We start from the raw sequence: 12,092 nt of genomic DNA, 5'->3' as shown, positions 1-12,092 counted from the left end.
GGCGTCACCGCACCGCTTCCGCCCGACTACGATGCGCACGACTCGCGCGTGCCGCCCCATGCCGCAGCATGCGGGGGCTGCTCCTGTTGTTCCGCCATATGCCGTGCCATACAAGGACATTCGCCATGCGCAGCGTCACTCCCAGGGGTCTCCAGCCCAATGTCCTCGGTAGGCTCGACACGATCGTGATGGCCGTCGCGGGCAGCGCGCCCGCCTACTCGCTCGCCGCCACCAGCGCCGTACTCGTCGGTGCCGTCGGCTTCGCCGCGCCCGCCGCGCTGCTGTACTGCGCGATCCCGATGCTCGGCATCGTGCTGGCGTTCAGCCGGCTCGGCCGGATCGACGTCAACGCGGGCGCCAGCTACTCGTGGGTCGGCCGAACTCTCCACCCCGCCCTGGGTTTTCTGTCCGGCTGGGCGCTGATCGTCGCCGCGACGATCTTCATGGTGGCCGGTTCGCTGCCCGCCGGGCAGCTCACCCTGGCGCTCCTCGCGCCCGGTCTGGCCGCCGACACCGCACTGGCCACCGCCGTCGGCGCCGGCTGGTTCCTGCTGATGCTGCTGGTGGTGCTGGGCGGCGCCCGGCTCACCGTACGGGCGCAACTGCTCATGACGGGCGTGGAGTTGCTCATCATGCTGCTGTTCATCGTCGGTGTGGTCATGCACCGGGGCGCGGCCACCGCCTTCGACTGGTCCTGGCTGGGCTTCGGGCACTTCGACGGGGTGTCCGGCTTCGCCTCCGGGGCGCTGGTCGCCGCCTTCTACTACTGGGGCTGGGACGTCACCAGCAACCTCAGCGAGGAGACCCGCGACAGCCGCCGCACGGCCGGCCTCGCCGCCCTCGTCGGCATCGGGGTCGTCTTCCTCCTCTTCGAGGCGTTCACCATCGCGGTCAACGTCGTCCTGTCGGCGCAGGAGGTCGGCGCGGGCGGCGCGAACGTACTGGTGCTGCTCGGCGACGCCGTCTGGCCGGGCATCGGCGGCAAGCTGCTGATCGTGGCGGTGATGCTGTCGAGCGTCGCCACCCTGGAGACCACGCTGATCCAGGTCACCCGCTCCCTGTTCGCGATGGGCCGGGACCGGACGATGCCCGCCGCCCTCGGAGCCGTACACCGCCGCTGGAACACCCCGTGGGTGGCGATCACGGTGGTCGGGGCGGTGGCGCTGGCGATGTTCGTGGCGGCGACGGCGCTCGGCTCGGTCGGCGACATCCTCAGCAGCGCGGTCCACGCGATGGGCCTCCAGATCGCCTTCTACTACGGGCTGGCGGGCATCGCCGCCGTGGTGGCCTACCGTGGGATGCTGCTGAGGTCCGTACGTGACTTCGTCCTGGGCGGCGCGTGGCCGCTGATCGGCGCGGCCTTCATGTTCTGGATCTTCTTCGAGTCGCTGGGCGGCCTGACCGGTACGGCGGTCGCGATCGGCCTGGGCGGACTGGGGGCGGGCATCGTGCCGATGGTCTGGTACTGGCGGCGGGGAAGCTCGTACTACCGTCCGGCACGCCTGGACGCGGTACGCGTGATGGCGGCGGCGGGGCCGTACGACGACGTACCGCGACAGCACCACCGCGCCGATGGGAACGAAACGCTGGCGACCGACTTCTAACACCCCGACGGGGATTGGTTTTCGCGCTTTTGACGGGGGGACAGTGAATTGGCCGTACGCCGCAGCCGCCGCTCCATACGTTTCGAGCCGGAATTCGACCCGGACTCCGGCGACCGGGCGCTGGGCCGCGCCCGGCACGACATCGTTATCGGCCGCTGGCAGGGCGTACGTGACCTGCTGCGCGACACCGGTGACGACTGGGAACTCCGTACGCACCGGCTGCGGCTGCTGTCGCACGCGGCGGCCGGCAGCACGGCCGTCGAGGCGTGGCGGGCGGCCGAGCCGGACAACCCGGACGCGGCGGTGCTGCGGGCGGCGACCGAGGTCGTACGGGTCTTCAACAAGGCCATCGCGGTGGGGCGCGGCGGGGCGGTGGACCGGGCGCGGCTCGACGTCACGGTCATGGCCTGCCTGGGTGCCGCCGACGCGCGGCCGGCCGACCCGATGCCGTGGGTGTCGCTGCTGACGGTGGCGCGGCTGTACGAGGGCGGGGTGGGGCGGGCCGAGCTGCGGCGCTGGTGGGACGAGCTGCGGCGGCGCGACCCGCACAACCTGGAGGGCCATGTGCAGCTGCTGCGGTACTGGTCGGCGCGGTGGCACGGCACGCACGGCTCGATGTACGACTTCGCGCGGGACGCGGCGGGGGCGGCGCCGCCCGGGTCGCCGCTGCCGGTGCTGGTGCAGATCGCGCGGGTGGAGGAGTACCGGTACATCGCGGACGCGGCGCGCGGCCAGGGGCCGGTGCGGGGCTTCGACCAGCACTGGAAGCACGAGCTGGCGGCGACGGAGGTACGGCGGACGTGGGAGCGGTGGCTCGGTGGGCGGCCGCCGGGCCCGGTCCTGCCGGAGGAGGTCGAGCCGCTGAACTACCTGACGCACGCCGCCTGTTACGCGGGGCTGCGCGAGGTGTACGAGGGGCTGTTCCGGCTGCTGGAGACGCGGGCGTCGTGGGTGCCGTGGTCGTACACGGGGGATCCGGCGGAGCAGTTCACGAGGTGGCGCGGGGGGACGGCCCGCGCCACCTCATGACCCCCGTGCGTCAGACGCCGATGTTCCGGCCGTCCTTGCGGTACACGACGACGACCGACGGGCGGACGATCTTCCCGGGGCCGTCGGGCCAGGTGGAGGCGGGCTTCTCGACGGACGCCCCGTCGACCTCGCCCGGGTGCTGTACGGCGACGAGGACGCGGCGCTCCTGGATGATCGGGCCGCACGTCTCGGCGCCGGTCGGCACGGTCAGGAACTGCTTGATCTCACCGCGCCGCTCGCCCTGCGTGGCCACACCGAACAGGCCGTCGTGCGAGCCGAGCTGGTTGCCGTCCGTGGACAGCCACAGGTTGCCGTACGGGTCGAAGGCCACGTTGTCGGGGCAGGAGATGGGGCTGACCTTCTCCTTGGGGTAGCCCGCGAAGTACGTGGCCGGGTCGTTCGGGTCGCCCGCGACGAGGAACAGCCGCCAGGCGAAGCCGTCGGAGGCGGGGTCGTCCCAGTGCTCGGCGAGCTCCAGGACGTGGCCGTGCTTGTTGTTGTTGCGCGGGTTGGCCTCGTCCGCGCCCGCCTTGCCCGCCGCGCCACGGTCCTTGTTGTTGGTGAGCGCGACATACACGCGGCCGGTGCGCGGGGACGGCTCGACGTCCTCGGGGCGGTCCATCTTGGTGGCGCCGACCTTGTCACCGGCGAGGCGGGTGAAGACGTACACCTCCTCGGCGGTCATGCCGGGGACGTGACTTGTGTCCCCGGTCGCGAGCGGGATCCACTGGCCGCTGCCGTCGAACTCGCCGTCGTTCGGGAGCTTGCCGGTGCCGTCGATGTCCTGCGGGCTGTCGCCGGTGAGCTTGGCGACGTACAGCGTGCCCTCGTCGAGGAGGGTGAGGTTGTGCTCCCGGGCCTTGCGGGAGTCGCCCTTCATCATCCGCTTGGACGAGACGAACTTGTAGAAGTAGTCGAACCGCTCGTCGTCGCCCATGTAGACGACCGGGCGGCCGTCGGCGGTCAGGCGCGGCTGGGCGGCCTCGTGCTTGAAGCGGCCGAGCGCGGTGCGCTTACGGGGCGTGGAGTCCGGGTCGTACGGGTCGAGCTCGACGACCCAGCCGTGGCGGTGCGACTCGTTGGGCTCCTGCTTGGCGTCGAAGCGCTTGTCGAACCGCTCCCACTTGCGCTCGGTGGCGCCGGTTCCGATGCCGTACCGCTTGTCGGTCGGGCTCGATCCGTTGGCGAAGTACTGGTTGAAGTTCTCCTCGCCGTGGAGGGTGGTGCCCCAGGGGGTGGTGCCACCGGCGCAGTTGTTGAGCGTGCCGAGGACCTTGCGGCCGGTCGGGTCGGCGCTGGTGCGGAGCAGCTTGCCGCCCGCCGCCGGGCCGGTCAGCTCGAACTCGCTGGTGGCGGTGAGGCGGCGGTTGAGCGGGTGGCGGGTGACGGGGGTCAGCCGGCCGTCACGGTGCTGTTCCTGGACGACGACCACGGACAGGCCGTGGGCGGCCCAGGCGATCTCGACCTGCTCACGGGTCGGGTTCTCCGGGTCGTACCCCTTGAACATCAGGACTTCGTCCGTGTACTCGTGGTTGGCCACGAGGACCTGGCGGCCGTGCTCGCCCTTCAGCGGCAGCAGCGACAGGAAGTCGTTGTTGTACCCGAACTGCCCGGCCTGTGCCGTGGCGGTCTGCTTGTCCGGGTCGAAGGCGGGCGCGCCACGGAGGATCGGCTCGCCCCACCGGATGACCACGCTCTGGGCGTAGCCGTCCGGGACGGTGACCTTGTCGTCCCGGTTGGGCGCGACGGGCGTGAAGCGCAGCCCCCGGGCGCCCGCGCTCTTCCCCGCCGTACGGGGCGTCGCGTCGGTGCCGGGCGTCGCGGCGACCGCCTCCTGCGCGGCTCCCTGCGCGACGACGGCACCGCCGGCGGTGGCGGCGACGGTGACGACGGCGGCGGCGCGCATCATGGAACGGCGCGACATGGCGCCGGCTATGACGTCGCCGACGTACTCGTTGTCACTGGTGTTGGGCACCTCGTGGAAACAGGCGTCACCGCACCGGTAACGGCAGGTGAGGGCGGACCGACCGCCCCCGTGCGGGTTGGTGCTCAGCAGCGGCAGCAGCTTGCGCACTACATCCTCCTCCGGCGCAGCCTGCGCCGACATGGTGTCGGGAATTGGTCCGGCGGTGACGTTAGAAGCGTAGATGTGCAGGTCGGCGGCGGTGGGGTGAACGCGGGGTGAATCCGTCGCGTCGGGGGTGGGGTTGACGCGAATGCCCCTTGCCTTTACGCGCCACTCGGGGCGGCTAACCTTACGTGTCCGCCCTGGCCAGGGATGATTCCCAGCAGTACGGACATACACGGCACCCAACATGCGAAAGGCCTCGCCCATGGGCATTCGGAGCTTGCTGCGCAAGGTGTTTGGACGCGACCGTGCGGAGCGCAACGAGACGGCAGCCGCCTCCGTCCCGCCCCAGACGGAACGCGCGGTGCCCCGGGAGGAGCCCACGGCGACGGTTCCCTCCCCGACGTCCGCGTCCGCGTCCGCGTCCCCGTCCTCGGCGGACCGCGCCGCGGAACGGGCCGCCGAGCTGGCGGCGGCGGACCTGGTGGCCGCGTCGTTCGACAAGGCGCGCCGCGCCTCGGTCCCGGCGGCCCGGGAGGCGGCCCCGGAACCCCCCACGCCCCCGAAGGCGGGCATCCCGCCCCAGGCGGAAGCGGAACCGGCCCCCAAGCCGGAACCGGCCACCGCCGCCGAGGAGGCCCCCGCCCCGGAAGCCGAGGTCCCCGAGGCGGACGAGCCCGCCACGGAGCCCCCCGCCCAGCCGGAACCGGCCGCCGCCACGGAGGAGGTTCCGCAGGCGGACGAGGCCCCGGCCGACACTCCCACGGCACCGGAACCGGCCGCCGCCGCGACCCCGGCCGCCACCGAGCCCGAGCCCGAGCCCGAGCCGGAGCAGCCCACCGAGCCGCAGGCCGAAGCCCCCGCCGAGGAGGCCCCGACCACCGCCCCCGCCCCGGACGCCGACGCCCCGCAGGCCGACGAACCGGCCGCCCAGGACGCCGAAGCCCCCGAACCGAAGGCCGACGCCCCGGAGCCGCAGGCCGACGAACCGGCCACCGCTCCCGCCACCGCCACCGCCACCGCCACCGCCGCCGGGGCGGACGCCCCGGCCCAGGACGCCCCCGGCGCCAGCAGCGACGACGCGCCGACCGGCGAACCGGCCGCCCCGCAGGGGGACGCCCCCGCCCCCGCCGCCGAGGCGGACGCACCCGCTCCGAAGCCCGCCCTCACCGCCGCGCGGGTCAAGGCGCGAGCGCCCCAGCTCAGCGACGCGTACAAGGCGGCGGGCGCGGCCCTCCGCAAGCGGGGGCTCGTGGGGGCGCGGGCGACCGTGTACCTGGTCCTCGACCGGTCGGGGTCGATGCGGCCGTACTACAAGGACGGCAGCGCCCAGCACCTCGCCGAGCAGGCCCTCGCGCTGGCCGCGCACCTCGACGAGGCCGCCACCGTGCCCGTCGTGTTCTTCTCGACCGAGATCGACGGCACCGGCGAGGTCACCCTCGACGACATCGACGGCAGGATCGAGGCCCTGCACAACAGCCTCGGCCGCATGGGCCGGACGAACTACGACCGGGCGATCGCCGAGGTGCTGACCCACCACGGGAAGTCCGGCGCGGCCGGCCGCCCCGCCCTCGTGCTGTTCCAGACGGACGGCGCCCCCGAGTCGAAGACGGCCGCCACCCAGGCCCTCACCGACGCGGCGACCAGTGCCGAGAACGTGTACTGGCAGTTCGTGGCGTTCGGCGAGGAGGACTCCAAGGCGTTCGACTACCTCCGCAAGCTGGAGGCACCCAACGCCGGCTTCTTCCACGCGGGCCCCGCACCCCGCGACGTCCCGCACGCCACCTTCTACCGCGAGGTCCTCGCGACCTGGCCCGCGCCCGGCGCCTAGCCGACGCCGACGCCCGGGGCCTGGTCGTCCGCCGCCGACACCGGCAGCCGCACCGTCACGACCAGGCCCCCGCCCGCCCCGCCGGGGACAGCCGTCACCGTCCCCCCGTGCGCGGCGGCGACCGACCGCACGACGGAGAGCCCGAGCCCCGCGTCGGGCCCCATCCGGTCCCGCCCCTCACCTCGCCATCCGGGCAAGTCGTTCGAGTTCCCGGAGCTGGTGTCGCGAGTGCGGGCCCTTCGGCGGCGCAGCGCCCGGCCGCCACCCGCGGCAGGTCGTGGTCCAGGACGCCGGCGTCGTAGTCGTACAGACCCAGGTACGCGAGGGCCGCGTCCCCGCTGTAGACGGTGTAGACGGTGTAGACGGTGTGGACGGTGTGGACGGTCTCGACGGCGAATCCGGCACGCCGCAGTCGTCTCCATCCCCCCACGTTTCGCGAACGTCTCCGCCTCCGTCTCCCTCTGTGAACGGAAATGAGGACGGCTTTTGCCGCCCGATAGGATTTCGACCATGGCGGCCACTGGATCCGAGAAGCAGGGGACGAAGGCGTACTACGTCTCGACCCCCATTTACTACGTCAACGACGCTCCTCACCTGGGCCACGCCTACACGACCGTCGCAGGCGACGTGCTCACCCGCTGGCACCGCCAGCGCGGCGAGAAGGTGTGGTTCCTCACCGGCACGGACGAGCACGGTCAGAAGATCATGCGCACGGCCGACGCGAACGGCGTCTCGCCGCAGGAGTGGTGCGACAAGCTCGTCGAGGAGGCCTGGAAGCCCCTCTGGGAGCACCTGAACATCGCGAACGACGACTTCATCCGTACCACCGAGAAGCGGCACACGGACCGCGTCCGGGAGTTCGTGCAGGACCTGTACGACAAGGGTGAGATCTACAAGGGCGGGTACGAAGGCCCGTACTGCGTGGGCTGCGAGGAGTACAAGCTCCCCGGCGACCTCATCGAGGCGGAGGACGGCACCGAGCTGTGCCCCGTCCACAAGAGGCCGGTGGAGATCCTCAAGGAGGAGAACTACTTCTTCAAGCTGAGCGAGTACGGCCCGAAGCTCCTGGAGCACTACGAGGCGAACCCGGACTTCATCCAGCCGGAGTCGGCCCGCAACGAGGTCCTGAACTTCGTGAAGCAGGGCCTTCAGGACCTGTCCATCTCGCGCTCCACCTTCGACTGGGGCGTCCCGGTCCCGTGGGACGACAAGCACGTCATCTACGTGTGGGTCGACGCGCTCCTGAACTACGCGACCGCCGTCGGCTACAACGAGAACCCGGCGAAGTTCGACGAGACCTTCCCGGCGAACGTCCAGCTGGTCGGCAAGGACATCCTGCGCTTCCACGCCGTGATCTGGCCGGCGATGCTGATGGCGCAGGGCCTGCCGGTGCCGGGGAAGATCGCGGCGAACGGCTGGCTGATGGTCGGCGGCGAGAAGATGTCCAAGTCGAACCTGACGGGCATCAAGCCGCAGGACCTGACCTCGCACTTCGGCGTGGACGCCTACCGCTGGTACTTCCTGCGGGCGATCGCGTTCGGCAGCGACGGCTCCTTCTCGTGGGAGGACTTCACCGCCCGCTACACCTCCGAGCTGGCCAACGACTACGGCAACCTCGCCTCGCGCGTCGCGGCGATGGTCGGCAAGTACTTCGACGGCGCCCTGCCGGAGGCCACGGCCGCCGGTGACGCCGAGCAGGCCATCCACGACGGCCTGGCCAAGGCGGTCGCGGAGGCGGACCGGAGGATCGGCGACGAGCTGGACTTCCAGGGCGGCATCCTGGCGATCTTCGACTTCGTGAAGCAGGTCAACGGCTACATCACGGAGCAGGAGCCCTGGAAGGTCGCCAAGGACACGTCCGACGAGGGCCGCGCCCGCCTGGCGACGATCCTCTACACCGCCGCCGAGTCGCTCCGCGCGGTCGCCGTCCTCCTGAACCCGGTCATGCCGGAGACCTCCCAGCAGCTCTGGACCTCCCTCGGCGCGGAGCCCGCCCTCGGCCCCCTCGCCGACCAGCGCGTCCAGTCCGCCGCCACCTGGGGCCAACTCCCCCCGGGGGCCACGGTGACCAAGGGCGCGGTCCTCTTCCCGCGCCTGGAGGAGCCGAAGAAGGACTGATCGCCCTTCCCCGGACGTTACCGGGACGGCAACGGGGACGCCGACGCCGTGGCGATCGCCTCGTCCAGGACGTCGCGGGAGCGGAGCAGGTCGGCGATCAGGCGGTCGATGCGGTCACGTTCGGTGGTGAGGTCGGCGACCAGGCGGGCGGTGGCGATCTCGGAGGGGCCGCCGTCCGCGTCCCGCATGCAGGGGAGGAGCTGGGCGATCTTCTTGCTGTGCAGGCCGGCCGCGTAGAGGGCCTGGATGCGGATGACCCGGTCGACGGCCCAGTCGCCGTAGGTGCGCTGGCCGCCCGGGGTGCGGTCGGCCGTGAGCAGGCCCTGCATCTCGTAGTAGCGCAGCGAGCGTTCGCTCACGCCTGTACGACGGGACAGTTCGCCGATCCGCATGGCTCACCTCGGGTGCCGGAAAAGGGACTTGAACCTGACACTGATGTCAACTCCTACCGTACCGACATGACGAACACACCCGAGAAGTCCCGCCTGTTCCAGCCCGCCCGGCTCGGCGCCCTGGCCCTGCCCAACCGCCTGGTCATGGCCCCGTTGACCCGCAACCGGGCCGGCGCCGACGGTGTCCCGCAGCCGGTCATGGCCACGTACTACGCCCAGCGCGCCTCCGCCGGGCTGATCATCGCCGAGGCGACCACGCCCAACGCGGTGGGGCAGACCTACCCCAACATCCCCGGGATCCACGACGACGCCCAGGTGGCCGGGTGGCGGCAGGTCACCGACGCGGTACGCGCGGCGGGCGGGCGGATGTTCGTGCAGTTGCAGCACGGCGGCCGGGCCGGCCACCCCGACAACAGCGGGCTGGTGCCGGTGGCGCCGTCGCCGGTTCCGCTGCCGGAGACCATCCACACCCCCGGCGGGCGCAAGGACGCCGTCGTACCGAAGGCGATGTCCCTCGACGACATCCGGTCCACCGTGGCCGATTTCGCCACCGCCGCCCGCAACGCCGTCGACGCCGGCTTCGCCGGAGTGGAGGTGCACGCGGCCAACGGGCACCTGCTGCACCAGTTCATGGCGCGGAACACCAACCACCGCACCGACGCCTACGGCGGTTCGGTCGCCGGCCGGATCCGGTTCGTGGTGGAGGTGGTGCGGGCGGTCGCCGCGGCCGTCGGACCCGAGCGGGTGGGCCTGCGCGTCTCCCCGGGAGTCACCGTCAACGGCATCGACGAGGGCGACACCGACGACATCTACCCCGCGCTCGTCGACGCCCTCGCGGACACCGGCCTGGCGTACCTCCACTACGTGTTCGCCGACCCGGACCAGCCCCTGTTCCAGGAGGTCCGCAAGGCCTGGCCGGGCAGCCTGGTCGCCAATCCGAACCTGGGCTGGGGCGGGCCGCTGCCCGCCGACGGCGGCAAGGAGGCGGGTGAGCGGCTGCTGGCCGCCGGTGCCGACCTGATCTCGCTGGGCCGCGCGTTCCTGGCCAACCCCGACCTGGTCGAACGGCTGCGGACCGGCGCGCCACTCAACCCGCTGCGGGACGAGGGCTGGATGTACGTGGGCGGCGAGACCGGATACACCGACTACCCCACGCTGGCCGTGTGAACAGCGAAGGGCCCCGGCACCGTGCACACGGTTCCGGGGCCCTCGCTCGTACGGATCTACTTGTCCGCGACCGGCTTGCGCAGCGCGATGTTCAGCTCCTTGAGGCGGGCCTCGTCCAGCTCCGTCGGCGCGCCCATCATCAGGTCCTGCGCGTTGCCGTTGAGCGGGAAGGCGATCGTCTCGCGGATGTTCGGCTCGTCGGCGAGGAGCATGACGATGCGGTCCACGCCCGGGGCGATGCCGCCGTGCGGCGGGGCGCCGTACTGGAAGGCGCGGAGCATGCCCGCGAACTCGGTCTCGACGGTCTCGCGCGAGTAGCCGGCGATCTCGAACGCCTTGAACATGATGTCCGGCTCGTGGTTCCGGATGGCGCCCGAGGACAGTTCGACGCCGTTGCAGACGATGTCGTACTGCCAGCCGAGGATGTCCAGCGGGTCCTGGGTCTCCAGGGCCTCCAGGCCGCCCTGCGGCATGGAGAACGGGTTGTGCGAGAAGTCGATCCTGCCGGTCTCCTCGTCCTTCTCGTACATCGGGAAGTCGACGATCCAGCAGAAGCGGAACACACCCTCCTCGAAGTGGCCGGCCCGCTTGGCGGCCTCGACGCGGACCGCGCCCATGATCTTGGAGACCTCGTCGAAGTCACCCGCACCGAAGAAGATCGCGTGGCCCGGCTCCAGGCCGAGGCGCTCGGTGAGGACCTTGACGTTCTCCTCGGTGAGGAACTTGGCGATCGGGCCGGTGAGGGCGTTGTTCTCGCCGACGCGCACCCAGGCCAGGCCCTTCGCGCCCTGCTCGACCGCGAAGTCGCCCAGGCCGTCGAAGAACTTGCGCGGCTGGTCGCCCGTGTCCGGCACCGGCAGGGCACGGACGTGCTTGCCCGCGAACGCCTTGAACTCGGAGTCGGCGAACACGTCCGTGATGTCGACGAGCTCCAGCTGGGCACGGAGGTCCGGCTTGTCGGAGCCGTACTTCAGCATCGCCTCGCGGAACGGGAACCGCGGGAACGGCGAGGTGACGTGGCGGCCGCCGCCGAACTCCTCGAACAGCTCCGTCATCAGCTTCTCGATCGGCTGGAAGACGTCCTCCTGCTCGACGAAGCTCATCTCGACGTCGAGCTGGTAGAACTCGCCCGGCGAGCGGTCGGCGCGGGCGTCCTCGTCGCGGAAGCAGGGCGCGATCTGGAAGTACCGGTCGAAGCCGGAGATCATCAGCAGCTGCTTGAACTGCTGCGGGGCCTGCGGCAGCGCGTAGAACTTGCCCGGGTTCAGGCGGGACGGGACGACAAAGTCACGGGCGCCCTCGGGGGAGGTCGCGGTGAGGATCGGGGTCGCCATCTCGTTGAAGCCGAGGGCCGTCATCTTCTGGCGGATGGCGGCGATGACCGCCGTACGCAGCATGATGTTGCGGTGCATGCGCTCGCGGCGCAGGTCGAGGAAGCGGTACTCCAGGCGCCGCTCCTCGTTGACGCCGTCGTCCGTGTTGATCGTGAACGGCAGCGGGGCGGACGCGCCCAGGACCTCGACGTCGGAGACCTCGACCTCGATCTCGCCGGTGGGGAGGTCGGTGTTGATGTTCTCGGCACCGCGCGAGACGACCTTGCCGTCGACGCGGACGACCGACTCCTTGGTCTGCTTGTCGAGCGCCTCGTACGCGGCGGTGCCGGGACGGGCGACGAGCTGCGTGATGCCGTAGTGGTCGCGCAGATCGATGAAGAGGATGCCGCCCAGGTCGCGCCGATTGTGCAGCCAGCCGCTCAGCCGGACGTCGGTGCCGACGTCAGAGGCGCGGAGCTCGCCGCAGGTGTGGGACCTGTACCGATGCATCGTCGTTCATCCAGTCTTGGGGGAGAGGGTTTGGCTCGACTCGTCAAGGTTACCGGGCCT

Annotated in this window: 8 protein-coding genes and 2 pseudogenes; 5 read left to right on the top strand and 5 right to left on the bottom strand. The window is 71.4% G+C overall.

Translation table 11 applies throughout. From position 1 onward, the window contains the following. Positions 1 to 125: 125 nt before the first annotated feature. Both AMK26_RS23295 and AMK26_RS23290 read left to right on the top strand, forming a co-directional pair. Positions 126 to 1,604 (top strand): APC family permease, encoded by a 1,479-nt coding sequence (locus tag AMK26_RS23295; RefSeq protein WP_073756659.1) that lies wholly within the window; start codon positions 126 to 128, stop codon positions 1,602 to 1,604. A 48-nt stretch (positions 1,605 to 1,652) separates the two neighbouring features. Beyond that, the gene (locus AMK26_RS23290; protein WP_073756658.1) at positions 1,653 to 2,633 is read left to right on the top strand and encodes a hypothetical protein; all 981 of its coding nucleotides are present in this window, start codon (positions 1,653 to 1,655) and stop codon (positions 2,631 to 2,633) included. A 10-nt stretch (positions 2,634 to 2,643) separates the two neighbouring features. Here the strand turns inward: AMK26_RS23290 and AMK26_RS23285 are convergent, their stop codons facing one another. Further along, complete coding sequence (locus AMK26_RS23285; protein ID WP_073756657.1) at positions 2,644 to 4,707, bottom strand: PhoX family protein; 2,064 nt, start codon at positions 4,705 to 4,707, stop codon at positions 2,644 to 2,646. Between the two features lie 259 nt (positions 4,708 to 4,966). Between AMK26_RS23285 and AMK26_RS23280 the strand changes: the two genes are divergently transcribed. Continuing rightward, entirely contained in the window at positions 4,967 to 6,532 is a 1,566-nt protein-coding gene (locus AMK26_RS23280) for a VWA domain-containing protein (protein WP_198944142.1), read from the top strand. Here AMK26_RS23280 and AMK26_RS23275 read toward each other — a convergent pair. Continuing rightward, positions 6,529 to 6,726 (bottom strand): annotated as a pseudogene (locus AMK26_RS23275) (ATP-binding protein); the annotation flags it as partial. The gene AMK26_RS23280 and the pseudogene AMK26_RS23275 sit on opposite strands and share 4 nt — an antisense overlap. A 41-nt stretch (positions 6,727 to 6,767) precedes the next feature. After that, positions 6,768 to 6,962: pseudogene (locus tag AMK26_RS38720) on the bottom strand (hypothetical protein); the annotation flags it as partial. An 80-nt stretch (positions 6,963 to 7,042) separates the two neighbouring features. On the opposite strand from AMK26_RS38720, the gene metG reads away from it, so the two are divergent. Further along, positions 7,043 to 8,650: a methionine--tRNA ligase gene (metG, locus tag AMK26_RS23270; protein WP_073756656.1), complete on the top strand. Its 1,608-nt coding sequence runs from the start codon at positions 7,043 to 7,045 to the stop codon at positions 8,648 to 8,650. 17 nt (positions 8,651 to 8,667) lie between these two features. Here the strand turns inward: metG and AMK26_RS23265 are convergent, their stop codons facing one another. Beyond that, the gene (locus tag AMK26_RS23265) at positions 8,668 to 9,042 is read right to left on the bottom strand and encodes a MerR family transcriptional regulator (RefSeq protein ID WP_073756655.1); all 375 of its coding nucleotides are present in this window, start codon (positions 9,040 to 9,042) and stop codon (positions 8,668 to 8,670) included. A gap of 66 nt (positions 9,043 to 9,108) precedes the next feature. Here AMK26_RS23265 and AMK26_RS23260 point away from each other — a divergent pair, with 66 nt between their 5' ends. Then, complete coding sequence (locus tag AMK26_RS23260; RefSeq protein WP_073756654.1) at positions 9,109 to 10,209, top strand: alkene reductase; 1,101 nt, start codon at positions 9,109 to 9,111, stop codon at positions 10,207 to 10,209. A gap of 56 nt (positions 10,210 to 10,265) precedes the next feature. On the opposite strand, the gene aspS is transcribed toward AMK26_RS23260, so the two are convergent. Beyond that, entirely contained in the window at positions 10,266 to 12,032 is a 1,767-nt protein-coding gene (gene aspS, locus AMK26_RS23255; RefSeq protein WP_073756653.1) for an aspartate--tRNA ligase, read from the bottom strand. Positions 12,033 to 12,092 lie beyond the last annotated feature (60 nt).

This window comes from Streptomyces sp. CB03234 (genome assembly GCF_001905885.1).
Taxonomy (GTDB): Bacteria; Actinomycetota; Actinomycetes; order Streptomycetales; family Streptomycetaceae; genus Streptomyces.
This window is presented reverse-complemented; position numbering and strand designations above follow the sequence as displayed.